Below are 23,696 nucleotides of genomic sequence, written 5' to 3' on the forward strand. Positions count from 1 at the left end.
GCCAGCAACGGAGTGCCGATGACACCAACCTCAACGCCAACGCCGCCGCCGCCGGCTGAGCGGGAGTGGCTGGTCACCAATGGCCTGGGCGGTTACGCCATGGGCACGGTGTCAGGGGCGCCGAGTCGCGGCTACCACGGCTTGCTGATTGCGGCCCTCTCGCCGCCGGTGGAGCGCACCCTGCTGGTGAGCCAGCTGCAGGAGTCGGTGGATGGCGACCCGGGCGCTTGCGGGCCCCTGCAGATCGTGTCTTTTGCCCTCGAGGGCACCGTGCCCCGCTGGCGCTTCGCCTGGGGGGAGACCCTGCTGGAGAAGCGGATCTGGATGGCCCAGGGGGCCAATACCACCCATGTGAGCTACCGGCTGGTGCGCGGCGGCCCGCTCGAACTCCGCCTGACGGCCTTCGTACAGCACCGCTCGCACCACGGCGGCGAGCGACCGGTGCTGGACCTGGCGCCCCTGGCCAGGGGGGTGGAGGTGCGCCCGCTGGCGGCGGCGCCGTTCGTACTGGTCAGCGACCGCGGCGATTGGTGCCTGGAGGAGCCACCGCTCTGGCAGGAGGGCCTCCCCCTGGCGGCGGAGGCCGAGCGTGGGCTGGCGAGCACGGCCGAGCACCTAAGGGCAGCCACGCTCACGCTGAGCCTGGGTCCGCTGGATCCCGTCGTCACCGTTGTGGCCAGCACCCAAAGGGATGTCGGCAGCGATGGCCAGCGGGCGCAGGCCGAGCGCCGCGACCATGAGGACGGTCTGTTGCGCTCCTGGGCAGCCGCCCAGCCCGCCCTGGCGCCCGAGGCACCCGCCTGGATCCGTCAGCTGGTGCTGGCGGCCGATGCCTTCGTGGTGGAGCGCCTGCCGTCGGGGGCTTCGCTGATCGCCGGTTACCCCTGGTTCAACGACTGGGGTCGCGACACGATGATCAGCGTGGCGGGCCTCACCCTGGTGACGGGCCGCTGCGGCTGGGCCGAGCGGATCCTGCGCACCTACGCAGCCCATAGCAGCCACGGGCTGATTCCCAACAGCTTCCCCGACCGGGCCGACCAAGCCCTGGATCAGCGCTCATACAACACGGTGGACGCCACGCTGTGGTTCTTTCAGGCCCTGGCGGAGCATCGGGCCGCCAGCGGCAGCGACGCCCTGGTGCGGGAGCTCTTTCCCCAGCTGGAGGAGATCCTTGACCACCACGTGGCGGGCACCTGGTTCGGGATCCGCATGGATCCTGCCGACGGGCTGCTGAGCGCCGGTGAGGGGGAAACCCAGCTCACCTGGATGGATGCCAAGCCCCGCGACCGGGCCATCACCCCCCGCCACGGCAAGGCCGTGGAGGTGAATGCCCTCTGGGTGAACGCCCTGCGTGCGATGGCGGGCTTCTCCCGGCTCACCGGGGCCGATCCAGGCCGCTGGCAGGCCCTGGCGGATCGGGCCGCGGCGGGCTTCCAGCGTTTCTGGAACCCGCGGCTCGGCTGTTGTTTCGATGTCATCGACGGACCTTCGGGACGCCCCGATGAGCGGCTGCGGCCCAACCAGCTGCTGGCCCTGTCGCTGCCGGAGACGCTGCTGAACCAGGAGCAGGCCGCCAGCGTGCTGGCGCTCTGCGGCAAGAGGCTGCTGACCCGCCACGGGCTGCGCACGCTGGATCCGGCCGATCCTGAGTATTGCGGCCACTACGGCGGCGACGCTCAGCGGCGGGATGGGGCCTACCACCAGGGCACGGTGTGGGCCTGGTGGCTGGGGCCCTTCGCCCGGGCCCATTTCCGTCTGCATGGCGATGGGCCCCTGGCGCTGTCGTACCTGGAGCCCATGGCCGATCACCTGGGCGCGGCGGGACTGGGCAGCCTCAGCGAGATCTTCGACGGCGACGCCCCCCATGCCCCTCGCGGCTGCATCGCCCAGGCCTGGTCGGTGGCCCAGGTGCTGGCGGCCTGGACGGCGATCAGTGGTGGAAGCCCGAGAGTTCCGGGCCATTGAGGGCGCTGTGGCTGGGGTGGCTCGTGAAGCCATCGAGCGACTGGCGGATGTTCTCCAGCAGCAGATCGGCCAGGTCCCGGCTGACGCCATGGCGCACCAGGATGCGTTGCACGGTGATGTCCTGGCAGTGGGCGGGAAGGGTGTAGGCCGGCACCTGCCAGCCGCGGACCCGCAGGCGGTCGGCGAGGGCGTAGAGGGTGAAGTTCACGTCGCTTCCCTCCCGGATCGTCCAGCAGAGGGCGGGGATGCCGGATTGATCATCCCCGCCGTAGAGGATCTCGAACGGCCCCAGCTTGGCGATCTCCCGGGCCAGGTACTGGGCCGTGGCGTAACAGGCGGCATGCACCTTGCGGTAGCCCTCCCGGCCCAGGCGCAGAAAGTTGTAGTACTGGCAGACCACCTGGCCCCCGGGCCTGGAGAAGTTGAGGGTGAGGTCGCGCATGTTGCCCCCCAGGTAATTCACCCAGAACACCATCTCCTCGGGTAGATCGGTGGTCTGGCGCCACAGCACCCAGCCCACCCCCAGGGGCGCCAGGCCGAACTTGTGGCCGGAGGCATTGATCGAGCGCACCCGCGGCAGGCGGAAATCCCAGACCAGATCGGGGGCGCAGAAAGGAGCCAGAAATCCGCCACTGGCGGCGTCCACGTGGATGGGGATGTCCAGGCCGGTGCGGGCCTCCAGGTCATCGAGGGCGGCCGCCAGGGCCTGCACCGGTTCGTACTGGCCGGTGAAGGTGACCCCCAGGGTGGGCACCACGCCGATGGTGTTCTCGTCGCAGAGCCCGAGGGCCGCCTCGGGGGTCAGCAGCAACTGATCCGGCTGCATCGGGATTTCGCGGTGCTCGATGTCCCAGTAGCGGCAGAACTTGTGCCAGCAGATCTGCACCGGTCCGGTCACCAGGTTGGGCCGGTCGCTGGGCTTCCCCTGCCCCTGGCGCTGGGCTTCCCAGCGGCGCTTCATCGCCAGGCCCCCGAGCATGGCCGCTTCGCTGGAGCCGGTGGTGGAGCAGCCGATGGCTCCCTCGATCGCGGGGGCGTGCCAGAGGTCGGCCACCATGCGGGCGCAGCGGGCTTCGATCTCCGCGGTCTGGGGATATTCGTCCTTGTCCTCGATGTTCTTGTCGATGCACAGATCCATCAGGGCGTGCACTTCGTCCTCCACCCAGGTCTGGCAGAAGGTGGCAAGGTTCTGGCGGGAATTGCCATCCAGCATCAGCTCGTCGCGGATGGCGGCGAACACGGCACGGGGATTGTGCTCCCTGCTGGGGAAATGGCTCTTCGGCAGGGTGACCGAGAGATCGGAGGAGGAATAAATGTCGTCCTCCAGGGAGTACCTGGCCGCCGGCTTTTCGTGGAGGGTCATCGATCGCAACGGCGCTCACCTAGCCCATTCAGGCTAGGAGCGCGCTGGGCCCGTGCCGCCGGATTCGTCCTTCAGGGGGCGGCGGTGCCCCCGCCCCCGGGAGCTCCCCCGAACCGCCAGCGCAGCCCACCGCCGTAGGAGATCTCGTTGCCGTTGCTCCAGAAGGAGCCGCCCACATCGGCGTACAGCGACAGGCTTTCTGAGGCTTCGTACTCGACATTCAGCCCCACATCCAAGGCACTGGCGCCGCGGTTCTGACCCAGGAGGGTCAGCGATCCGGGTTCCGGAACCTGGGCGAAGGAGGCCGTGAGCTGGTGCTCCTCGTCGGCATTCCCCATCACGTCGTACTCGTAGCCGATGCTGAGCCGTGGAATCAGCCGCGACTGATTCGACAGCCTGATCGGCACTTCCAGGGTTCCCCCAAGGCCCAGCACGAGCGAATCAGCCGTGTGACTGTTGACAGTCAGATTCAGGGAGTTGGCGCCGGTTTCGTTGATGGCACCCTGGCTGTATTTGGCGTAGGAAACGAGAGCCCGTGGCTTGAGCCTGAGGGCGTCGCGCTGGGGGGCCGGTGGGTTGTCGCCGGTGGCTGGTCGGGTCGGGTTCAGCACCCAGTCGTATTCAGAGGTCAAGGCCAGGTTGAAGCCATGGCCAGACCATCGCGCCTGGGCGGTGCGATCGATCGTCCCGAACTGAATCGGGCGATTGGATCGGTTCTGGAAACTGCTGTAGCCAGCCAGGGCGGCAATCTTCCAGGACGGTCCAGGTGTGTACAGGCTGTACATGGCACCCGAATAGGTGTCCGCATCGATGGTCACGTTGCTGAACTGGTAGTTGGACAGTCCACTGGTTCCATAGCCGAAGACGCCACCCAGGCGCCAATCGGGGGAGAGGCGATACTCCAGGCCATAGGTGGACTGGAAGATCTGATAATCCAGGGAGGCAAGGCCGCCGGTTCCCCTCAGTGACGCCTTGCTGTTGGAGGCATCCAGCAGCAAGGCCCAGCGGTGACCCTCCCGTCCGGTGCACGCGGGGGAGGGGGCGGAGGGACCGGAGGCGGCTGGCTGGTCGGCACGCTCGTCCTCGGGTGGACGGGGCGGGCAGGTCCCGGCCCCGGAGCCGAAGGACACCTTCTGGGTGGACAGAGCCAGTTCCAGGGCGTCCTGGCGGAAGCGTTCCAGGGTCTCCAGACCAATCGACACCTGGCTTGCATAGGGCTCCGCGATCACCTGCTGAAAGGATTGATTGACGGCCGCCTGGCTGGGTAGGGCGTTCACGGCGGCCAGGACACCATTGAAGTCGGCGTTGCTGGTGGCGCCCACCACGGTCGGCTGACCCCCCTGGCCGCTGATGACATACCCGGCCACCCCCTGGCCCAGGCCCGTGGCCACCGGCTGCTGGGGGCCGGAGGAATTGGCCAGGATGCTCAAGGCGGCGCCACTCACATTCGGGTTCGTCGAGGTCGGCACGGCCTGATAGTTCAGGATCAGCAGATCAACGGTTCGGCCGATGCATCGGGAACCGGACGCCGCAGATTCCCAGTAGCAGAGGTCCCAGGTGCCGCTCACAAACAGGGGCCGGTAGGCATAGGCGGCGCCGAGGGGCGTCTGCAGCAGTGCGGCCGTGCTTTCGGCGGCCTGTTGCCGTCCCCACCAGGCCGTGTTCTGCAGGCGCGGATCGATGCCTCTGGACGAATCCGGTGCCTGGAAAAGTTCGTAATTGATCTGATACTGAACACCGTTGGAGCCGATCGAGAGACTGGTGTCCGCCATGGCCGGGCCTGGGCTGCCGATCAGGGCACCCACCGAAAGCAGACCACCGATCATGCGGACAGATGGGCGCTTCTGTTCGATGACCATGCCTTGAAAAGTCACTTCCAAATACTCTATGGGCAGGGCTCTAAAGAAGCACGATTATAGGGACTCTTATTCATATTTCTAGGGCTAAATTGTCGGCAAATGTAAGAGAAACGCAAGCTTTCATGGTCAAGGCGATGCGGCCAAGGCCGCGGCTGACTGGCGTGGGCATCGGGCAGTGCCCCGAAAGGACACAACGTTCAACCTCTTTGCAGCAACGCTTGTGATGAGGCACCGGCTGATCTGCGGCCGCGGTACAAAGGTTTCAGCCGCACCGGTGTCTTGGCCGGTTTGAAACCGCTGCAGTTGTTCGAGGCCCCGGGCCTGAGCACAGTTTTGCGCAGCGACGATTTCGGCGCCTGGGACAGCCTCGTCGCCGGTACCCTCGGCCATCACCGCAGCCGGCTGCTGCCGGGTTCACCCCCCTTCAAGGCCCACATCCGTTGGGGGGCTGTCGCGGAATTTGAGGTGCTGCTGCTTCACGGAAGTGGCCGGGTGGAGCTGCAGCGCCAGCAGGGCGGCCACGGGGTGCTCTGGTTGCCACTCCAGGGACTGACGCAGGAATGGGTCAATGGGGTCGAGCGGGTGGCCGAACCGGGCATGGCCTTGCTGTTCCGTCCCGGCGATGCCATGCAGGGTTTCACCAGCGACACCATCACCGGCCTCTCGATCCTGATTCCCGAGGCCTGCCTGCAAGGTGCCGCACCACCCTCACCCCTGCTCGACCAGGGGCCGGTTCCTCGCCGGCTGATCGCGGCAGGCCTGCAGCTGGCTATGGCCGCCGCCTGGCGACCGGAGGGGTCCGAGCACGCCGCCGCGGCCCTGGAGGAGGCGTTACAGCACTGGAGCCATCCTCCCGATTCCGTTCGGCGCCGGGAACGCCTCACCGGCTGCCGCCACCGCGAGACCGTGGCCGAGGCCTGCCGCTGGATGGAGGCCCACCTCTGCCGCCGCTTCAGCCTTGAGGAGCTGGGTCTGGCCATGGATCTGTCCGTTCGGACCCTGCAGTACGGCTTCCGGGAGCAGCTGGGCCGTTCGCCGATGGCGGAGCTGAAGCGGCGGCGTCTGCGGCGCCTGCGGCAGCTCCTGCAGGTGGCCGACCACGACCACCACAGCGTCGCCGAACTGATGCAGGCCGCCGGACTGCTGGCCTGCGGGGCCACCGCGGCGGACTACGGCCGCTGCTGGGGGGAGTCCCCACGCCGCACGCGCCAGCGACGGACAATGGGCCTCTGACCCGCGAACCCGCCGTGGGTTCTCCCACCCCCATCCCCATAGCCACCACTGCCGAGGCCTTCGCCCGCTTCGACGGGCTCCCCCCCGTGGAGATCCCCTTCATGCTTGGTGCCTGGACGGGGGAGAGCCTCCCCACCGGCCATCCCCTCGACGGCGCCCTGGAGGCCTTCCACTGGCATGGCAAACGCTTCGACAGCGCCGAGGCGGTGCATCCGCTGGTGTTCACCACCCTCGGCGGCGGCCTGGCCTGCCTGGACCCCAAGGCGCTGGGGCCCGGGCTGCGGCTGAGCGACCGGTTCCCCGTCCCCAAATCAGCCCTGGCCGGCCGCCTCTTCCAGTTGCTGATGCCCCTGCTCAGCACTGCCCACTCCGGCGCCCGGCTGCGCATGACCAGCTACCGCGGCGTGGTCAGCGCCACCATGGTCTACGACCACCTCCCCATCAACGACGTCTTCCGCCGGCTGGACGACGCCAGCGTGCTGGGGGTGATGGACTTCAAGGGCATGGAGACGCCGTTCTTCTTCCTGCTGCGCCGCGAAGGACCGGGTCCGTCACATTCCGTTACGATTTCTTGAGAGAGGCCCGCTCCGGGTGATGGCTTTCTCCGCAACGCTCTGCCTTTCTGCCGATCACCATGCGCTGGACCGCCGCCGACATCCCTGATCAGTCCGGGCGCATCGCCTTGGTCACCGGCGCCAACAGCGGGCTGGGTCTGGAAACCGCCCGGGCGCTGGCCGCCAGGGGTGCCACGGTCCTGCTGGCCTGCCGATCGCTGGTGAAGGCGGAGCAGGCCCGCGAGGAGCTGCTCACCGCCGCCGCTTTCACCGGCGCCCTCGACGTGCTGCACCTCGACCTGGCCGACCTGGCCAGCGTGGCCGCCGTCGCCGGGACCGTTGCCGAGAGCTACGGGCGCCTCGATCTGCTGATCAACAACGCCGGCGTGATGGCGCCGCCCCGCCGGCTCACCCACCAGGGCTTCGAACTGCAGTTCGGCACCAACCACCTGGGCCACTTCGCCCTCACCCTCGCCCTGCTGCCGCTGTTGCGGGATCGCCCCGGTGCCCGGGTGGTCACGGTCACCTCCGGGGCTCAGTACTTCGGTCGCATCGCCTTCGATGACCTCCAGGGCGAGCGCCGCTACGACCGCTGGGGCGCCTATGGCCAGAGCAAGCTGGCCAATGTGATGTTCGCGCTGGAACTGCAGCGCCGCCTCACTGAGCAGGGCAGCCCCGTCCTCTCCCTGGCTGCCCACCCCGGCGTGGCCCGCACCAACCTCCAGCCCGCCTCCATCGCCGCCACCGGATCCCGGCTTGAGCCCCTCGCCTACCGGCTGATGGACCCCCTGTTCCAGAGCGCGGCCATGGGGGCCCTGCCCCAGCTGTTCGCTGCGACCGCCCCTGGGGCCAGGCCCGGTGGTCACTACGGCCCCGACCAGTGGGGCGGTATGCGTGGATGGCCCACGGAAGTGCGTATCGCCCCGGCCGCCCTCGACGCCGATCAGTGCCGACGCCTCTGGGATGTCAGCCAGGACCTCTGCGCCGAGGCTGCGCCATTGCCCGCCCTGGCCTGAGCCTCTCCAAGGGCCGTCCCCCGTAGACTCATCGGCTGCCGACCACCCCCCATGCCCCGCGCCCGCGCCGGATCCACCAGCAAGGCCGAGGCGGACACCCCCGTGGTGGAGAACGCTCTGCGAACCCTGAACGGCGGCAGCCTTGAGGACGTGATCCGGGTCCGGGGTGCCCGCCAGCACAACCTGCGCAACGTGGATCTCACCATCCCGCGTAACCGCATGGTGGTGTTCACCGGGGTGAGCGGCAGCGGCAAGAGCTCCCTCGCCTTCGACACGATCTTCGCCGAGGGTCAGCGGCGCTATGTGGAGAGCCTCTCCGCCTACGCCCGCCAGTTCCTCGGCCAGGTGGATAAGCCGGATGTGGATGCGATCGAGGGGCTCTCGCCCGCCATCTCGATCGACCAGAAATCCACCAGCCACAACCCCCGCTCCACGGTCGGCACGGTCACGGAGATCCAGGACTACCTGCGCCTGCTCTACGGCCGTGCCGGCGAACCCCACTGCCCCCAGTGCAGCCGCTCGATCCGTCCCCAGTCCATCGACGAGATGGTGGACCAGATCCTCACCCTGCCCGAAGGCACCCGCTACCAGCTGCTCGCCCCCGTGGTGCGTGGCAAGAAGGGCACCCACGTGAAGCTGCTGGCGGGTCTGGTGTCCGAGGGCTTCGCCCGGGTGCGGATCAACGGTGAGGTGCGCGAGTTGGCCGACAACATCGAGCTGGACAAGAACCATGCGCACCACATCGAGGTGGTGGTCGACCGGCTGGTGGCCCGTGAGGGCATCAACGAACGCCTCACCGATTCCCTGCGCACCGCCCTGAAGCGCGGCGAGGGCCTGGCCCTGGTGGAGGTGGTGCCCAAGGCCAACGAGCCCCTGCCCGAGGGCGTGGAGCGTGAACGGCTCTACTCCGAAAACTTTGCCTGCCCGGTGCACGGCGCCGTGATGGAGGAGCTGTCCCCCCGCCTCTTCTCCTTCAACAGTCCCTACGGTGCTTGCCCCGATTGCCACGGCATCGGCCACCTGCGCAGGTTCACGGTGGAGCGGGTGGTGCCCGACCCCTCCCTGCCGGTGTACGCCGCCATCGCCCCCTGGAGCGACAAGGAGAACAGCTACTACTTCTCCCTGCTGTTCAGCGTCGGTGAGGCCTTCGGCTTCGAGCTCAAGACCCCCTGGAATCTGCTCACCGAGGAGCAGCGCCAGGTGTTGCTGCAGGGCAGCCAGGAGCCGATCGCCATCAAGGCCGACAGCCGCTATCGCAAGAGCGAGGGTTACGTGCGGCCCTTCGAGGGGATCCTGCCGATCCTGGAGCGCCAGCTGCGCGACGCCAGTGGCGAATCCGTGCGTCAGAAGCTGGAGAAGTACCTGGAGCTGGTGCCCTGCGAAAGCTGCCACGGTCTGCGGCTGCGGCCCGAAGCCCTGGCGGTGCGGGTGGGTCCCTACGCCATCCATGAGCTCACCTCGGTGAGCGTGTCCGACACCTTGGAGCGCATCGAGGCCCTGATGGGGGTGGGGGCCAGCGAGGGGGCGGAGCCCCTGCTCAACAGTCGCCAGATCCAGATCGGTGATCTGGTGCTGCGGGAGATCCGCATGCGTCTGCGCTTCCTGCTCGATGTGGGCCTCGATTACCTGAGCCTCGATCGTCCCGCCATGACCCTCTCCGGTGGGGAGGCCCAGCGGATCCGCCTGGCCACCCAGATCGGCGCCGGCCTCACCGGCGTCCTCTACGTGCTCGACGAGCCCAGCATCGGCCTGCACCAGCGTGACAACGACCGCCTGCTCGCCACCCTCACGAAGCTGCGGGACCTGGGCAACACCCTGATCGTGGTGGAGCACGACGAGGACACGATCCGCGCCGCCGACTACCTGGTGGACATCGGCCCCGGTGCCGGCGTCCATGGCGGCCACATCGTGGCCGAGGGATCCCTCGACGACCTCCTCAATGCCGAGGACTCCCTCACCGGGGCCTACCTGAGCGGCCGCCGCTCCATCCCCACCCCCGCCGAGCGGCGCGATGCCGGCAGCCGCCGGCTCACCCTGTCCAACTGCACCCGCAACAACCTCCAGGGCATCGACGTGGAGATCCCCCTCGGCCGGCTGGTGTGTGTCACCGGGGTGAGCGGCAGCGGCAAGAGCACCCTGGTGAACGAGTTGCTGCACCCGGCCCTGGAGAACCGCCTCGGCATGAAGGTGCCCTTCCCCTCCGGGCTTGAAGAGCTGCGGGGCATCAAAGCGATCGACAAGGTGATCGTCATCGACCAGTCGCCGATCGGCCGCACCCCCCGTTCCAACCCCGCCACCTACACCGGTGCCTTCGATCCGATCCGCCAGGTGTTCGCCGCCACGGTGGAGGCCAAAGCCCGCGGCTATCAGGTGGGCCAGTTCAGTTTCAACGTCAAAGGGGGACGCTGCGAGTCCTGCAGCGGCCAGGGCGTGAACGTGATCGAGATGAACTTCCTCCCTGACGTCTATGTCCAGTGCGACGTCTGCAAGGGGGCCCGCTACAACCGCGAGACCCTGCAGGTCACCTTCCGGGGCCACACCATCGCCGATGTGCTGGAGATGACGGTGGAGCAGGCCGCCGAGGTGTTCGCCGCCATCCCCCAGGCCGGCGACCGGCTCAGCACCCTGGTGGACGTGGGGCTCGGTTACATCAAGCTGGGCCAGCCCGCACCCACCCTCTCCGGCGGTGAGGCCCAGCGGGTGAAGCTGGCCACCGAGCTCTCCCGCCGCGCCACCGGCAAGACCCTCTACCTGATCGATGAGCCCACCACGGGCCTCAGCTTCTATGACGTCCACAAGCTGATGGACGTGATGCAGCGCCTGGTGGACAAGGGCAACTCGATCCTGGTGATCGAGCACAATCTCGATGTGATCCGCTGCGCCGACTGGCTGATCGACCTGGGGCCGGAGGGCGGCGACAAGGGGGGGCACATCGTCGCCATCGGCACCCCCGAGTCCGTGGCTGAGAACGCCGACAGCCACACCGGCCGCTACCTGCGGCACGTGCTGGAGCAACATCCCCCCATTCCCCTCGCGGCCTGACCCATGGCTGAACTCACCCCTGCCCAGGCGGCCCTGCTGCGCATCGTCTGCACCGTCGCCTGGGCCGACGGCGAATGCTCCACCGCCGAGCGGGAGCTGCTCGCGGAGCTGGTGGCCCGCCATCTGCACGGCGGCAGCCCCGATGGCCTCGGCGAAGCGGAGCTGGAGGCCTTTCTGGCCGAGCGGCTGCCTGTGGCGGGTCTGGATGCTCTGGTGGCCCAGCTCAGCGGCAGCGACGCCCGCCAGCTGGCCCTGAAGCTCAGCTACATGATGGTGCGGGTGGGCCGGCGCTCACCGGCCGAGCCCAGCATCAACGCCCAGGAGCGGGTGGCCTACCGCCACCTGGTGGAGCTGCTGGGCCTCGATGACGCCAAGAGCCAGGAGATCGAATGGGCGGCGGAGGCCGACCTGCCGAAAAAGGAGGGTCTGGCCCAGCTCCTGGCCGAGCTCACCGCCGGCTGGCGCAGCTCCGACGACGGCCGGGGCCCCGCCTGAAGCTTCAGGGGAGTGGCTCTTCGCCGCTGCCGGAGGGGTGGACCTGGTTGCTGTCGGGCATCCAGTAGCTGAGGTCGTTGTGCCAGTACAGACGGCCAGGCACCCGCTGGGTGCTCAGCTTGGTCCTGCCGAGGGCGGACATCAGCTGGGTCATCTCGATCGGGGAGAGGTCGGTGACCATGTCATTGCCGGCGATCTCCAGCAGGGCCGGCAGCTTGGCAATCGTGGCCGGTTCGGCCAGCTTGCGGAACACCTGGGCCATCACCAGCCGCTGGCGCTCCATCCGGCCCAGGTCGCCTTGTTCGTCGTGGCGGAAGCGCAGGAAACCCTCCAGATTGTTGCCCTTCAGCAGTTGTTTGCCGGGATACAGGTCGATGTAGAGCCCCTGGGCGTTGTCGACGTAATACATCCGCTTGGGCACGTCCACTTCGACGCCACCGAGGGCCTCGGCCAGCTTGCTGACGGCGTCCAGGTTCACCTTCAGGTAGCGGTCGATGGGAGCCGACAGCAGGCTGCCCACCTCGTCCTTGGTGGTCTGGATGCCGCCGAGGGCGAACAGGGAATTGGCCTTCACCACCCCCAGCTGGGGGGACTCGATGAAGGTGTCCCGCGGCACCTGGGTGATGTGGGTGATGTCACCGTCGAGCCGAACGGTGAACATCACGTCGGTGTTCTCGCCCACCGTGTCGCGACCGAGCACGAGGATGCGGCGGTTTTCGACGGAGAGGGGATTGAGCACCGCCCCGATGCCGCGGGGGGCGGGAATCAGGCCGGCCAGGAACGGGGCGATGCGGGCCGGCAGAGGACCGGCCAGAACGGCACCCACGACGATGCCCAGCCCGAAGGTCACCAGGGGGCGGCGCCGGGACCGGTGCTGGGTCGCGGGCCGGTGCTTCGGATCAGTCTTGGTGCTGGTCTTCTCAGGGAGCGCCACGGCCCCCAGTTCCCGCCTCTCCCGTGCCTTCCGGGAGCGCGCGAGCCTTGAGGGTGAATGGGCCTGAGTCATTGTGCTACCCGCAGGGACGCACCCTAAGGCTCAAAGCGCTGAAAAACCAGTGGTGGCGACGGTTTATCGGCTGGTCTGCATCACAACGAGGGCGGCGGCTCGATCGGCGCGCCCGCGGGCGTCCGCCTCATCGGCGCCGCGGGCCAGGGCCACCCCCATGCGCCGCCAGGGCCGGACGTCGGGTTTGCCGAAAATGAGCACCTGGGTGTCCGGCACCGCCAGGGCGTGCTCCAGCCCCAGGTAGGTGGGTGTGCCTGGCCCGCTGGGGGCTTCGGGTCCGGCCAGGATCACCCGGGAGGCCGCCGCTCCGAGGCTGCGGATCGCAGGGATCGGCAGACCCAGAACCGCCCGCAGGTGCAGCTCGAATTCGCTCAGGTTCTGGCCCACCAGCGTCACCAGGCCCGTGTCGTGGGGCCGGGGGGAGAGCTCCGAGAACACCACCTCCTCTGCACCGGGCTCGCCGCAGAGGAAGAACTCCACCCCGAACAGGCCGGCGCCGCCCAGATCGTCGGTGACGGCCTTCGCCATCGCCTGGGCCGCGGCCAGCTGCCCTTCCCCCAGCCGGGCCGGCTGCCAGCTGCACTGGTAGTCGCCCCGTTCCTGGATGTGGCCGATCGGCGGGCAGAACAGGGTGGGCCCCTGCCATTGGCGCACCGTCAGCAGGGTGATCTCCAGGCTGAAGCGCAGGAACTCCTCCACGATCACCCGGGCACCGGTCCCCCGGGCTCCGGCCATGGCCCCGTCCCAGGCGGCTTTGATGTCGTCGGGGCCATGCACCACGCTCTGCCCCTTGCCGGAGGAGCTCATCACCGGTTTCACCACCACGGGCCAGCCCAGGGGGGGCGCCGCTGCCGCCAGTTCCGCAGCGCTTTCGGCATAGGCGAAACGGGCGGTGCGCAGCCCCAGATCCCGAGCGGCCAGGTCACGGATGCGGTCACGGTTCATGGTCACCGCCGTGGCCCGGGCGGTGGGAATCACGGTGAGGCCTTCCGCCTCCAGCTCCGCCAGGGCATCCACCGCCATGGCTTCGATTTCCGGGATCACCACGTCGGGGCGATGGCGCCGCACCACCGCCTTGAGGGCGTTGGGGTCGGCCATGGCCACCACCTCGCTCACCTGCGCCACCGCCATGGCGGGGGCACCGGCGTAGCGGTCGACGGCGATCACCCGGCAGCCCAGCCGCTGGGCGGCGATGGCCACCTCCTTGCCGAGCTCGCCGCTGCCCAGCAGCATCACCGTCCGCGGGAAGGGGGAGGGGGCTGGTGCCATGGCTGGGGGAGCGGATCGGGCGATCCTGACGCGGCGCGCGCCCCTTCCCCTAACGTGCCGCGATGCTTATGGCGCTCCCCCCCCTGCCCCCTGGCGCTGGCCCCCTGGCCCCTGGCCTTGGCCCACTTGGCTTCAGCACGGTGGGTGATGCGGCCAACGGGCTGCTCCCCTTCGGCTGGGATGTGGCGGGTTTCCAGAAATGGACGCTGATTTACCTGGGCGTCTCCTCCCTGGCCTTCGTGGTGGTGTGGCTGGTGGGCTATCTGCGCCGCTGAGCGTCCTGGCCCCCCATGCGCCTGGCTGAGCTCAGGGGTGGCCGCTGCCAGGGTCAGGGGCCGGGCTCGTCCAGCAGCGTGAGCTGGCTCTCGGCCGACTCCTCGCTCACGAACCCGTAGGCCCCGAACACCGCCGGATCGGGGTGGGTGATGCGCTGCCCCTCCGGGTGGCGCTCCACCTTGAAGCCTTCGCCGGCCATGCGACGCATCAGGGCCGCCGCCTCCTCGAAGCGTGCCGCCATGGCCTCCAGGCTGGCGCAGTCGGCGGTGAGGCCCGTTTCCTTCCAGGTGAAAAAGGCCATGGGCCCGGGGTGCGACGGAGCGGTTGGCGGGGGGCCGCCGCGATCGACGACAGGGGGGCTACTCAGGGCAGCAGCACCAGACCCAGCAACACCAGTATCAGGCTGACGCCCCACAGGCCGAGCACCACGCGCTGCTCCGGCAGTCCACCCAGTTCGAAATGGTGGTGCAGCGGGGCCATGCGGAACAGTCGCCGCCCCTGGCCGTCGGGACCCTTGGTGGCCTTGAACACGCCCACCTGAAGGATCACCGAGAGAGATTCGGCCAGAAACACCCCTCCCATCAGCAGCAGAGGCCAGAGGCTGTCGCTGAGCAGGGCCACCGAGGAAAGGGCGGCCCCCATGGCCAGGGAGCCCGTGTCTCCCATGAACACCTTGGCCGGGTGCCGGTTCTGGCTGAGGAAGCCGAGCCAGCAGCCCGCCATGGCCGTGCAGAAGGCGGCCAGCACCGGATCGCCCCCATGTCCCCGCAGCATCAGCTGCAGCCCCATTCCGGTGAACACGACGGCGCCGCAGCCGGCGGCCAGGCCATCGAGCCCATCGGTGAGGTTGGTGGCGTTGCTCTCGGCCAGAAACACGAACAGGGCCAGCGGCCAGATCAGCAACCCGAGGGTGAGCACCCGGCCGAAGGGCAGGCCCAGATCGCCGGGCACGCCGCCCCCCAGCCAGCCGCCCTGGTGGGCCCAGACAAGGAAGCCCACCGCAGCGAGGGCCTGGAGCAGCAGCTTGCCCCTGGGGCTCAGGCCTGTGTTGGTGCGGCGGGTGAGGCTGCGCCAGTCGTCGACGGCGCCGATCGCCATGTAGGCCAGGGTGACCGCCGCCACCGCCAGCAGGCGGGGATACTGCGGGCTGATCAGCCCCCCCACCAGTACCCCCACGGGCACCACCAGCAGACCCCCCATCGTGGGGGTGCCCGCCTTGCTGTGGTGGCCCTGGGGACCCTCATCGCGAATCACCTGGCCCAGCTTCAGGGCCCGCAGGCGGGGCACCCCGAGGGCCGCCACCCCAGCGCTGACCAGGGCCGCCACCACCAGGGGCAGGGTCAGCATGGAATTGGCCACCAGGGCGTCGCTGGCCAGGCAGGCGGTCAGCAGGATCAGGGCGAGCAGGGCCGCAGGCGTGCGGCCGTCGCGGGAGGCCATCGGAGGGGCTGCAGGGTGGTGACGGATCGGACCGTCAGTCCTCCCAGTCTTCCTCCGAGGGCTCGTCGGCCGGGCTGTAATCCTCTTTCTCGCCCATCAGTGCCGACAGCTCCTCCTCTTCCACCGTGCTCACATCGGTGCTGGCCGTTTCCTCATCGGCCACCAGCCGGCCGCTGGCTTCCAGCAGGCTCAGCAGATCGGGCTCATCCCGCAATGGCAGCACCGGCGCCGGTTCGTTGCGCCGGTAGCGGGTCAGGGAAGGATTGATCGTGTCGAGAATGCTCATGCCGTCAGGCTGGGTCGTCAAGGACCGACTCATCACCTTACCGCGCCGCCCATGTCCACCGCCAAGATCCTGGAAGTGGCCCGCCTCTGGTCGGCGGCCCTCGTGCTCAGCACCCTGCTGGCCGCGGCCGCCGTCCGCTGGCCCCTGCCCCTGCCGATCGTGCCAGCGCTGGTGGCGGCCCTGGTGCTCGGGCCTCCCCTGCTGCTGGCCCTGGTTGTTCTGCTCCGCTGGCGGCTGCCGGCGGCGGACCAGGGGGGAGAATGGCCCGAGGCGACAGAATCGGTCGCCACAGAGCAGGAGCGTCACTGATGGCGGAGTTGGGGCAGCAGGCGGCGGGCGGTGCACCGCGTCCGGGAACGCCGCGTGCCGAGAAGGTGGTGCTGGCCTACTCCGGTGGAGTCGACACCAGCGTCTGCATCCCCTACCTGCTGCGGGAGTGGGGGGTGAAGGAGGTGATCACCTTTGCCGCCGACCTGGGGCAGGGCGACGAACTCGAGCCGATCCGGCTCAAGGCCCTGGCGGCCGGCGCCAGCCGCTCCCTGGTCGACGACCTGATCGATCCGTTCATCCGAGAGTTCGCCTTCCCTGCCATCCGGGCCAATGCCCTCTACGAGGGCCGCTATCCGCTCTCCACGGCCCTGGCCCGCCCCCTGATCGCCCGCCGTCTGGTGGAGGTGGCCCGGGAGGTGGGTGCCGATGCTGTGGCCCACGGCTGCACCGGCAAGGGCAACGACCAGGTGCGCTTCGATGTCGCCATCGGCGCCCTGGCCCCCGACCTCAAGGTGTTGGCGCCGGCGCGGGAATGGGGCATGAGCCGCCAGGAGACGATCGCCTATGGCGAGCGCTGTGACATTCCGGCACCGGTGAGCAAAAAATCCCCCTACTCGATCGACCTCAACTTGCTGGGCCGCAGCATCGAGGCCGGCCCTCTGGAGGATCCGATGGTGGAGCCGCCCGAAGAGGTTTTCGCCATGACCCGGTCCGTGGCGGACGCCCCGGCCGAGGGGCAGGTGGTGGAGATCGCCTTCGAGCAGGGCAATCCGGTGGCGATCGACGGCGAACGCCTTGATCCGGTGGCCCTGATCCGGCGGGCCAATGCCCTGGCCGGGGCCCATGGCTTCGGCCGCCTCGACATGATCGAGAACCGGGTGGTGGGCATCAAGAGTCGGGAGATCTACGAAACCCCCGGCCTGCTGCTGCTGATCCGCGCCCACCAGGAGCTCGAAAGCCTCACCCTGGCCGCTGACGTTCTCCGCTACAAGCGCCAGATCGAGATGAGCTGGGCTGACCTGGTGTACCAGGGCCTCTGGTTCGGCCCCCTCAAGGATGCCCTCGACGGTTTCCTCGACCGCACGCAGGCCACGGTGAACGGCCTGGTGCGGATCCGTCTGCAGAAGGGCAGCGCCACCGTGGTGGGGCGCTCCAGCTCCAGCGACAGCCTCTACGTGCCCGACATGGCCACCTACGGGGCCGAGGACCTGTTCGATCACCGGGCCGCCGAAGGCTTTATCTACGTGTGGGGGATGCCTACACGGTTATGGGCCGCCCGTCGTCGTGGCGACTGATCTTCTGGGTGGTTCCCTCGCCTGGTCGCCCATCGGCCTCCGGGTCGCCCAGCCGCAGGGCCCGCTTCAGGGCCTGGCCCCAGCCCTCCGTCTTTGCCACAGTTGGCAATAGGAGGGGCTGGGGGCGGCCTGAGCCGGGAGGAGGACCGTCGGCAGCGGCGGGGCTGAGGCTGTAAAGCCGCTCCCGCAGGGCCTGATTGTCGTCCAGCAGGTGTTTCTGGTGTTCCATCACCGTGGCCAGGCGCTGCTGAAACTTGCGCTCGAAGATCTCGGGAAGATCCTCCAGCATTTCGTGCAGGGCCTTGAGCTCATCCCGGGCGGCTGCCAACTCCATCTCGAGTTGCTGGGCATCGGGGCCGGTGGTGGTGATGGCCAGGCTGGAGGTTCCCACGGCAGTCGCCGAGGGAACCTCCCTGGGATCCGGTGGCAGCTCGGGGGCCAGGACGATCGGATCGTCGCCGTGTGGTTCCCGGGAGACGGCGGCAGGCTCTGCGAGCGAAGAGGAAACCTCCCCGAAGCTGAAGCTTGCGGCCGGTGGAGGCGCCACGGGTTTCCCGGTCGACAGGACGCTCGGCGCAGGAGGCACCTGGTTGGCGTTGGCGGGCCAGCCGGAAGGGATGTAAGCCGGCTGTGCCGGCACCGCACGCGGTGGGGTCTTTCCCTCCGGGTTGGCCTCCTCCTTGTCCGTTGCAGTCATCGCCTGGTACCCATTGGGCGGACTGTAGGCCCAGTCCTCAGCGATGAACAACCCGAATCAGACCGCCGCCGGTTCGGTGGGGGCCACCTCAACAGCAGCGCCAGGGACGCTGCGGGGAGGAGGCATGGGGCCATCCTGGATCACGGTCAGGTAGCGGATCACATCTTCCGAGAGGCGCATGGCCCGCTCAAGCACGGCCACCTGCTGGCCATCGCCGCTGTGGTTGAGCTGGACGTAGATGCCTTCGCGATGCTTGGCGATCGGATAGGCCAGCCGGCGCTTGCCACGCATCTGGGTGTCGAGCACTTCGGCACCGGCCTCGACCACGAGGTCGCGGTACTTGGCGACGTGGGTCTCAACCTCCTCTTCCGGAATGTCCGGCCGGAGGATGTACATGGTCTCGTAATAGGGCTGCGTCATGGTCGCCTGTAGAGGGGCTGAGGGGCTTGAAACCCATCAGCGACGGATCTGACAACCTATCCCAGCGCCGTCACTCCCCTGGGCTCAGCGGGCTCAGTAGAGCTGCATCCGCACCGCTTCGGAGACGGTGGGGATGTCGGCTTCCTTGCCCCGCAGGCTCTGAATCACCGAGAAGAGCACCAGCAGCAGGGTTCCGAGGAAGATCGTGTTGGAGAGGGTCCGAATGGCGAAGCCGGCGCCGAGGGGAGCCAGCACCGTGTCGAAGGCGAGGGTGAGCAGCACCAGCACGATGTCGATCAGGATCGCCTGCAGCACGTTGAAGCGGATCGGGTAGGGCACCTTGGGGTTACGCACCACCAGCAGGAACAGCACCAGGAACAGCACCAGTCCTCCGAAAGGAACGGCCTGCTCCAGCACCACCAGGGGCAGGGCCGGTACGGCAACCCACTGCAGCAGAGGGAACATGTCGAACAGGGCCTGGCCGAAGCGCAGGGCGTCGCTCAGGGGCAGCAGGTAGGCCAGGGCGCCCAGCAGCCGCTGCCAGATCGGAGGACCTTCCATGGGGGCTCTTGGGGGACACGGGAACGTTTCCGCAGGCTAGGGGCCCTCCAACCTGGCCAGAGCTGCGGCCCGCATGGCGATGACCGGCATCTCCTTGAGCCCGCTCCAGAGCCGCAGGGAGGCGGCCCCTTGCTGCACCAGCATCTCCAGGCCGTCGATGGTGCGGCAGCCCTGGTGGCGGGCCAGGCGCAACAGGGCCGTGGGTCTCGGGGTGTAGATGAGGTCGTAGACGATGGCCTCCGGCGACAGGGCCGCCACCTGGACGGGGCGCAGGGGCGAGCGTTCCGCTGCGGTGGGATCGCTGCCGGAGGCCATGCCCACCGGTGTGGTGTTCACGACCAGATCGGTGCTCGCCAACGCCGCTCCCAGGGGGTCCGCTGAGCCGGTGCTGTCGGGTCCCCAGGCCAGGGGGACCAGGCCGGGGGCCCAGCCGGCGCAGGAGCGGATGAACGGGTCCAGGCGCGTGGCGTCGCGGCCCGCCACCCGGATGCAGTCCAGGCCCAGGTCCACCAGGCCCGCCACCACCGCCCGGGCACTGCCGCCGCAGCCCAGCACCAGCGCTTCACGGGCGGCCAGGGGCCGCAGCGGCGCCAGAAACCCCTCCACATCGGTGTTGGTGCCGAGCCAGCCGCCGCCGTCGCGCCGCACCAGGGTGTTCACGGCCCCCAGCCGCTGGGCCAGCGGCGTCAGCTCATCCGCCAGTTCGGCGGCGGCCTGTTTGTGGGGCAGCGTGACATTGAGGCCGCGGCAGTCGATCGCCGCCAGGGCCCGCAGCACCACGGCCAGGTCGGCGGCCGCCACCGGCAGGGCCAGGTAGGCCCAGTCGAGGCCCAGCTCCGCGATGGCCGCGTTGTGCATCGCCGGCGAGAGGGAGTGGCGCACCGGATCCCCCAGCACCCCCACCAGGGCGGTGCCGCCACCGATCGCCGGTGCTCTCGGGGGGGTCGCCATGGGCTTGCGCGATCAGCTGCCGCCCGACCGTAGAACCGCCGGATCCCAGGCTCCGACAGGCCGCCGCTTCCGTCCTGGTACGGCACCGGTTCGGGAACCACACCTCGCCTGGGTCAACCCCAGGTGCAGAAGATGGCAGAAGCCAGAAATTCATCCACACCAGGAGGTGGTCATCCATGGGCAAGGTTGTCGGTATTGACCTCGGCACCACGAACAGTTGCGTCGCCGTGATGGAGGGCGGCAAGCCCACGGTGATCGCCAACGCTGAGGGCTTCCGCACGACGCCTTCGGTGGTCGCTTACACGAAGAATCAGGACAAACTGGTGGGGCAGATCGCCAAACGCCAGGCGGTCATGAATCCGGAGAACACCTTTTATTCCGTCAAGCGTTTCATCGGTCGCCGGGTCGATGAGGTGAATGAGGAATCGAAGGAAGTCAGCTACGGCGTCGAGAAGGCTGGCTCCAACGTCAAGATCAAGTGCCCGGTGCTCAGCAAGCAGTTCGCCCCCGAGGAGATCTCGGCCGAAGTGCTCCGCAAGCTGGCCGAGGATGCCGGCAAGTACCTGGGTGAAACCGTCACCCAGGCGGTGATCACTGTCCCGGCCTACTTCAACGACTCCCAGCGTCAGGCCACCAAGGACGCAGGCAAGATCGCCGGCCTCGAGGTGCTGCGGATCATCAACGAGCCAACGGCTGCAGCCCTGGCCTACGGACTGGATCGCAAGAGCAATGAGCGCATCCTGGTGTTCGACCTCGGCGGCGGCACCTTCGACGTCTCCGTGCTGGAAGTGGGCGACGGCGTCTTCGAGGTGCTCTCCACCAGCGGCGACACCCACCTGGGTGGTGACGACTTCGACAAGGTGATCGTCGATCACCTGGCCGATAACTTCAAGGCCAACGAAGGCATCGATCTGCGTCAGGACAAGCAGGCTCTGCAGCGCCTCACCGAGGCGGCTGAGAAGGCCAAGATCGAACTCTCCAGCGCCACCCAGGCCGAGATCAATCTGCCCTTCATCACCGCCACCCCCGAAGGTCCCAAGCACCTCGACCTCACCCTCACCCGGGCCAAGTTCGAGGAGCTCGCCTCCAAGCTGATCGACCGCTGCCGGGTGCCGGTGGAGCAGGCCCTCAAGGACGCCAAGCTCTCCACCAGTGAGCTCGACGAGATTGTGATGGTGGGTGGCTCCACCCGCATCCCCGCGGTGCTTGAGCTGGTCAAGCGGATCACCAACAAGACCCCCAACCAGACGGTCAACCCCGATGAGGTGGTGGCCGTGGGTGCCGCCATCCAAGGTGGTGTGCTGGCCGGCGAGGTCAAGGACATCCTGCTGCTCGACGTCACCCCGCTCTCCCTGGGCGTCGAGACTCTCGGTGGCGTGATGACCAAGATGATCACCCGTAACACCACCATCCCCACCAAGAAGTCGGAGGTGTATTCCACTGCCGTCGACGGCCAGACCAACGTGGAGATCCACGTGCTCCAAGGCGAGCGCGAGATGGCCTCCGACAACAAGTCGCTGGGCACCTTCCGCCTCGACGGCATTCCCCCGGCCCCCCGTGGCGTGCCCCAGATCGAGGTCACCTTCGACATCGACGCCAACGGCATCCTCAGCGTCACCGCCAAGGACAAGGGCAGCGGCAAGGAGCAGAGCATCTCCATCACCGGGGCCTCCACCCTCAGCGACAACGAAGTCGACAAGATGGTGAAGGACGCGGAGGCGAACTCCACCGCCGACAAGGAGAAGCGCGAGAAGATCGACCTGAAGAACCAGGCCGAGACCCTCATCTACCAAGCCGAGAAGCAGCTGGGCGAACTGGGCGACAAGGTGGGCGCCGAGGACAAGGCCAAGGTGGAGGGATTCTCCACCGACCTCAAGGAAGCCCTTGAGAAGGACGACAGCCCGGCCATCAAGGCCAGCCTGGAGCAGCTCCAGCAAGCCCTCTATGCCGCCGGTGCCTCCGTGTACCAGCAGGCCGGTGCGGAGGGTGCACCCGCCGGCGCCGCCCCCGGCGGCAATGGCAACGGCACCGCCGCCGCTGCCGATGACGTCATCGACGCGGAGTTCACAGAGAGCAAGTGAGTCCACGCAGCGGTACGCCACCTCTGCGGGTGCCTTAGCCACCAAACGCCCCCTAGGGGGCGTTTTTTTTGACGGATTGCCATCTCCCCTTAGCCTTCTGCAGGTTGGCGATTGACTGCTATGGGGAAAGAAGTCCCTGAGAGATTTCTGGATCGTGTAGGTCTGGCACGACGACGCGAAAGGATCCTCTTCATTCTCTTTGCCATTCCCTATCTATTGGCCGTGATCCGACGGTTGATTTATGTCGGCCGGAATTCGCCTCTGACGAACTACGGCATCACGGAGTGGTTGGTCGATTTCAGTGCTGGTTTTGTCCGCAGAGGCTTGCCGGGCACCCTCATTCGGTTCGCCTATGACGGTTTTGGTGTGCCACCAAGTCTTGTGGCGATCATGGCGTCGCTCCTTCTGCTGCTCTGTTTCTCTATCTACCTCTGGCGAAGGTCAACAGGGGTGCTCCCTCGCTGGGCTTTGTTGACAACTCCGCTGCTTGGATTTCCGATTTATGTGGACTGGGTACTGATGAAGAAAGATATCTTGATTCTGCTGATCTTTGCCCTCTGCGTCCGCCTGGTCATGGTTCTGCCGCGGCGTCCCGTACTGGCAATTGGATTTTCGATTCTGCTGTCCATAGGCATCTTGAGTCATGAACTGATCATTTTCTTTGGCTTGCCCTCTCTGGCCCTGATGCTTTTCTTTTCAGTTCGGGAGAACCCTGGAAGCAGCGTTCAAGCCGGCGCTCGTGCTGGGTCTCTGCCAATGTTCAGGCCAGGTCTTCTTCTGTCGTGTCTGATGCTTCCACTCGGCAGTGCAATGGCGGTTCTGCTCCGCAGTGGCACGATCCAGCAGGGGAAACAGATCTCCCTGGCTTGGCGCAACACCATTCCATTCACTGGTACATACTTGCCGCCGGAGGGCCCGAGTGGAGCGATCAGCTACATCGGTCAGCCCAGCAGTGTGTTCATCAAGGAGAACATGGCCTTCCTTTCCTCTGATGTTCTTGGGGTTCCCAGCTGGATTTACATTGTTTTGATGGGACTTGCAGGAGTCTTTCTTCTGGCCTGTGTTCTTGGAACGAAGGACAAGCAGCGTGCCTGGTTCTTCGTGGTTGTATCCAGCGTTCAGTTCATCTGCATGGGACCGATTTTCTACATGGCAATGGATGTGGGTCGATGGGTGAGCATCTGCTTGCTTTCTGCCATGATTGTTACCGTGGAGTCGAACTCGGAGCTTAGAAGTTCCGTGCTTTGTCGCATTCGCTTACCCCACTGGCTGGAGCGTGTTGTGGTTCCTGCCTGGGTGGCACCTCTGGGTCTTGCTTTCTGGGGGATGCCGATCATCTTCTACAAGATTGGGCAGATCTTCGACTCCTCTCCTGTTGGAGGCGGCCTCCAGGCTTACCACTACCTGAGGTTGGCGGGAATGCCCGGACCACGGCAGTGGCTTGGAGGCCTGGGGCTCTGAGCGAAACGGGACCGCTGGAGGTTTTCCATCAGGCGCCGAGGGGGCCGGCCTCGATTCGGTCGGCCACCCAGGCGGCGCTGGCCGGTGCCAGCAGCAGGCCGTTGCGGTAGTGCCCCGCCGCCAGCAGCAGCCCCGCGGCCGGCTGCTCCAGCAGGG

General features: G+C 67.6%; 22 protein-coding genes. 11 read left to right on the forward strand and 11 right to left on the reverse strand.

Going from position 1 to position 23,696, the window contains the following annotated elements; genetic code table 11:
• Positions 1 to 18 precede the first annotated feature (18 nt).
• Positions 19 to 1,965: an amylo-alpha-1,6-glucosidase gene (locus KQ305_RS10800; RefSeq protein ID WP_259725413.1), complete on the forward strand. Its 1,947-nt coding sequence runs from the start codon at positions 19 to 21 to the stop codon at positions 1,963 to 1,965.
• Here KQ305_RS10800 and KQ305_RS10805 read toward each other — a convergent pair.
• A complete protein-coding gene (locus tag KQ305_RS10805; RefSeq protein ID WP_259725414.1) occupies positions 1,931 to 3,328 on the reverse strand; it encodes a glutamate decarboxylase in 1,398 nt (465 codons plus the stop codon). The genes KQ305_RS10800 and KQ305_RS10805 overlap by 35 nt on opposite strands.
• Positions 3,329 to 3,399: 71 nt before the next feature.
• Entirely contained in the window at positions 3,400 to 5,187 is a 1,788-nt protein-coding gene (locus tag KQ305_RS10810; RefSeq protein WP_259725415.1) for an autotransporter outer membrane beta-barrel domain-containing protein, read from the reverse strand.
• A 279-nt stretch (positions 5,188 to 5,466) separates the two neighbouring features.
• On the opposite strand from KQ305_RS10810, the gene KQ305_RS10815 reads away from it, so the two are divergent.
• Genes KQ305_RS10815 through KQ305_RS10835 form a run of 5 tightly spaced genes read left to right on the forward strand, consistent with a single transcriptional unit; the run spans position 5,467 to position 11,527 of the window.
• Positions 5,467 to 6,420: an AraC family transcriptional regulator gene (locus tag KQ305_RS10815; RefSeq protein ID WP_259725416.1), complete on the forward strand. Its 954-nt coding sequence runs from the start codon at positions 5,467 to 5,469 to the stop codon at positions 6,418 to 6,420.
• Positions 6,421 to 6,434: 14 nt separating this feature from the next.
• Positions 6,435 to 6,995, forward strand: coding sequence for a DUF4334 domain-containing protein (locus KQ305_RS10820; protein ID WP_259725417.1), 561 nt, complete (start codon positions 6,435 to 6,437; stop codon positions 6,993 to 6,995).
• Between the two features lie 59 nt (positions 6,996 to 7,054).
• Positions 7,055 to 7,990 carry an oxidoreductase gene (locus tag KQ305_RS10825; protein ID WP_259725418.1) on the forward strand — a complete coding sequence of 312 codons (936 nt, stop codon included), beginning with the start codon at positions 7,055 to 7,057 and terminating at the stop codon, positions 7,988 to 7,990.
• A 51-nt stretch (positions 7,991 to 8,041) separates the two neighbouring features.
• A complete protein-coding gene (gene uvrA, locus KQ305_RS10830) occupies positions 8,042 to 11,032 on the forward strand; it encodes an excinuclease ABC subunit UvrA (protein ID WP_259725419.1) in 2,991 nt (996 codons plus the stop codon).
• Positions 11,033 to 11,035: 3 nt separating this feature from the next.
• Positions 11,036 to 11,527: a TerB family tellurite resistance protein gene (locus KQ305_RS10835; protein WP_259725420.1), complete on the forward strand. Its 492-nt coding sequence runs from the start codon at positions 11,036 to 11,038 to the stop codon at positions 11,525 to 11,527.
• 4 nt (positions 11,528 to 11,531) lie between these two features.
• Here KQ305_RS10835 and KQ305_RS10840 read toward each other — a convergent pair whose 3' ends face one another.
• Both KQ305_RS10840 and purT read right to left on the reverse strand, forming a co-directional pair.
• Positions 11,532 to 12,461: an LCP family protein gene (locus KQ305_RS10840; RefSeq protein WP_259725421.1), complete on the reverse strand. Its 930-nt coding sequence runs from the start codon at positions 12,459 to 12,461 to the stop codon at positions 11,532 to 11,534.
• A 135-nt stretch (positions 12,462 to 12,596) separates the two neighbouring features.
• Complete coding sequence (purT, locus tag KQ305_RS10845) at positions 12,597 to 13,802, reverse strand: formate-dependent phosphoribosylglycinamide formyltransferase (RefSeq protein ID WP_259725422.1); 1,206 nt, start codon at positions 13,800 to 13,802, stop codon at positions 12,597 to 12,599.
• A gap of 68 nt (positions 13,803 to 13,870) precedes the next feature.
• On the opposite strand from purT, the gene KQ305_RS10850 reads away from it, so the two are divergent.
• Entirely contained in the window at positions 13,871 to 14,077 is a 207-nt protein-coding gene (locus KQ305_RS10850) for a 5'-phosphoribosylglycinamide transformylase (RefSeq protein ID WP_311134346.1), read from the forward strand.
• Positions 14,078 to 14,130: 53 nt separating this feature from the next.
• Here the strand turns inward: KQ305_RS10850 and KQ305_RS10855 are convergent, their stop codons facing one another.
• The 3 genes from KQ305_RS10855 to KQ305_RS10865 form a co-directional block, all read right to left on the reverse strand.
• The gene (locus tag KQ305_RS10855) at positions 14,131 to 14,379 is read right to left on the reverse strand and encodes a hypothetical protein (RefSeq protein WP_259725423.1); all 249 of its coding nucleotides are present in this window, start codon (positions 14,377 to 14,379) and stop codon (positions 14,131 to 14,133) included.
• 62 nt (positions 14,380 to 14,441) lie between these two features.
• Positions 14,442 to 15,518: a phospho-N-acetylmuramoyl-pentapeptide-transferase gene (mraY, locus tag KQ305_RS10860; protein ID WP_259725424.1), complete on the reverse strand. Its 1,077-nt coding sequence runs from the start codon at positions 15,516 to 15,518 to the stop codon at positions 14,442 to 14,444.
• Positions 15,519 to 15,552: 34 nt separating this feature from the next.
• The gene (locus KQ305_RS10865) at positions 15,553 to 15,804 is read right to left on the reverse strand and encodes a DUF3134 family protein (RefSeq protein WP_216907275.1); all 252 of its coding nucleotides are present in this window, start codon (positions 15,802 to 15,804) and stop codon (positions 15,553 to 15,555) included.
• Positions 15,805 to 15,855: 51 nt separating this feature from the next.
• Between KQ305_RS10865 and KQ305_RS10870 the strand changes: the two genes are divergently transcribed.
• A complete protein-coding gene (locus tag KQ305_RS10870) occupies positions 15,856 to 16,113 on the forward strand; it encodes a hypothetical protein (RefSeq protein ID WP_259725425.1) in 258 nt (85 codons plus the stop codon).
• A complete protein-coding gene (locus KQ305_RS10875; RefSeq protein ID WP_259725426.1) occupies positions 16,113 to 17,369 on the forward strand; it encodes an argininosuccinate synthase in 1,257 nt (418 codons plus the stop codon). Before KQ305_RS10870 ends, KQ305_RS10875 begins: the two co-directional genes overlap by 1 nt.
• Here KQ305_RS10875 and KQ305_RS10880 read toward each other — a convergent pair.
• The 4 genes from KQ305_RS10880 to KQ305_RS10895 form a co-directional block, all read right to left on the reverse strand.
• Positions 17,332 to 18,066, reverse strand: a complete 735-nt coding sequence (locus KQ305_RS10880; protein WP_259725427.1) for a hypothetical protein — start codon at positions 18,064 to 18,066, stop codon at positions 17,332 to 17,334. The genes KQ305_RS10875 and KQ305_RS10880 overlap by 38 nt on opposite strands.
• Positions 18,067 to 18,123: 57 nt before the next feature.
• Entirely contained in the window at positions 18,124 to 18,486 is a 363-nt protein-coding gene (gene rpsF / locus KQ305_RS10885) for a 30S ribosomal protein S6 (RefSeq protein WP_259725428.1), read from the reverse strand.
• A 93-nt stretch (positions 18,487 to 18,579) separates the two neighbouring features.
• Positions 18,580 to 19,047 carry a Tic20 family protein gene (locus KQ305_RS10890; protein WP_259725429.1) on the reverse strand — a complete coding sequence of 156 codons (468 nt, stop codon included), beginning with the start codon at positions 19,045 to 19,047 and terminating at the stop codon, positions 18,580 to 18,582.
• 36 nt (positions 19,048 to 19,083) lie between these two features.
• Positions 19,084 to 19,998: a shikimate dehydrogenase gene (locus tag KQ305_RS10895; protein ID WP_259725430.1), complete on the reverse strand. Its 915-nt coding sequence runs from the start codon at positions 19,996 to 19,998 to the stop codon at positions 19,084 to 19,086.
• A gap of 176 nt (positions 19,999 to 20,174) precedes the next feature.
• Here KQ305_RS10895 and dnaK point away from each other — a divergent pair, with 176 nt between their 5' ends.
• Both dnaK and KQ305_RS10905 read left to right on the forward strand, forming a co-directional pair.
• Positions 20,175 to 22,079 carry a molecular chaperone DnaK gene (gene dnaK / locus KQ305_RS10900; RefSeq protein ID WP_259725431.1) on the forward strand — a complete coding sequence of 635 codons (1,905 nt, stop codon included), beginning with the start codon at positions 20,175 to 20,177 and terminating at the stop codon, positions 22,077 to 22,079.
• Between the two features lie 120 nt (positions 22,080 to 22,199).
• Positions 22,200 to 23,540 (forward strand): hypothetical protein, encoded by a 1,341-nt coding sequence (locus KQ305_RS10905; RefSeq protein WP_259725432.1) that lies wholly within the window; start codon positions 22,200 to 22,202, stop codon positions 23,538 to 23,540.
• Positions 23,541 to 23,696 lie beyond the last annotated feature (156 nt).

Source organism: Synechococcus sp. CS-1332 (genome assembly GCF_025127995.1).
Lineage (GTDB): Bacteria > Cyanobacteriota > Cyanobacteriia > PCC-6307 > Cyanobiaceae > Cyanobium.

Bases quoted from the DNA above. Each gene is read 5' to 3' on its own strand.
- KQ305_RS10850 (WP_311134346.1), top strand. From the start codon at position 13,871: ATGGCGCTCCCCCCCCTGCCCCCTGGCGCTGGCCCCCTGGCCCCTGGC.
- KQ305_RS10875 (WP_259725426.1), top strand. From the start codon at position 16,113: ATGGCGGAGTTGGGGCAGCAGGCGGCGGGCGGTGCACCGCGTCCGGGA.
- rpsF (WP_259725428.1), bottom strand. From the start codon at position 18,486: ATGACGCAGCCCTATTACGAGACCATGTACATCCTCCGGCCGGACATT.
- purT (WP_259725422.1), bottom strand. From the start codon at position 13,802: ATGGCACCAGCCCCCTCCCCCTTCCCGCGGACGGTGATGCTGCTGGGC.
- KQ305_RS10865 (WP_216907275.1), bottom strand. From the start codon at position 15,804: ATGAGCATTCTCGACACGATCAATCCTTCCCTGACCCGCTACCGGCGC.
- KQ305_RS10810 (WP_259725415.1), bottom strand. From the start codon at position 5,187: ATGGTCATCGAACAGAAGCGCCCATCTGTCCGCATGATCGGTGGTCTG.
- uvrA (WP_259725419.1), top strand. From the start codon at position 8,042: ATGCCCCGCGCCCGCGCCGGATCCACCAGCAAGGCCGAGGCGGACACC.
- KQ305_RS10805 (WP_259725414.1), bottom strand. From the start codon at position 3,328: ATGACCCTCCACGAAAAGCCGGCGGCCAGGTACTCCCTGGAGGACGAC.
- KQ305_RS10825 (WP_259725418.1), top strand. From the start codon at position 7,055: ATGCGCTGGACCGCCGCCGACATCCCTGATCAGTCCGGGCGCATCGCC.
- KQ305_RS10800 (WP_259725413.1), top strand. From the start codon at position 19: ATGACACCAACCTCAACGCCAACGCCGCCGCCGCCGGCTGAGCGGGAG.
- dnaK (WP_259725431.1), top strand. From the start codon at position 20,175: ATGGGCAAGGTTGTCGGTATTGACCTCGGCACCACGAACAGTTGCGTC.
- KQ305_RS10855 (WP_259725423.1), bottom strand. From the start codon at position 14,379: ATGGCCTTTTTCACCTGGAAGGAAACGGGCCTCACCGCCGACTGCGCC.
- KQ305_RS10890 (WP_259725429.1), bottom strand. From the start codon at position 19,047: ATGGAAGGTCCTCCGATCTGGCAGCGGCTGCTGGGCGCCCTGGCCTAC.
- KQ305_RS10905 (WP_259725432.1), top strand. From the start codon at position 22,200: ATGGGGAAAGAAGTCCCTGAGAGATTTCTGGATCGTGTAGGTCTGGCA.
- KQ305_RS10880 (WP_259725427.1), bottom strand. From the start codon at position 18,066: ATGACTGCAACGGACAAGGAGGAGGCCAACCCGGAGGGAAAGACCCCA.
- mraY (WP_259725424.1), bottom strand. From the start codon at position 15,518: ATGGCCTCCCGCGACGGCCGCACGCCTGCGGCCCTGCTCGCCCTGATC.
- KQ305_RS10870 (WP_259725425.1), top strand. From the start codon at position 15,856: ATGTCCACCGCCAAGATCCTGGAAGTGGCCCGCCTCTGGTCGGCGGCC.
- KQ305_RS10835 (WP_259725420.1), top strand. From the start codon at position 11,036: ATGGCTGAACTCACCCCTGCCCAGGCGGCCCTGCTGCGCATCGTCTGC.
- KQ305_RS10895 (WP_259725430.1), bottom strand. From the start codon at position 19,998: ATGGCGACCCCCCCGAGAGCACCGGCGATCGGTGGCGGCACCGCCCTG.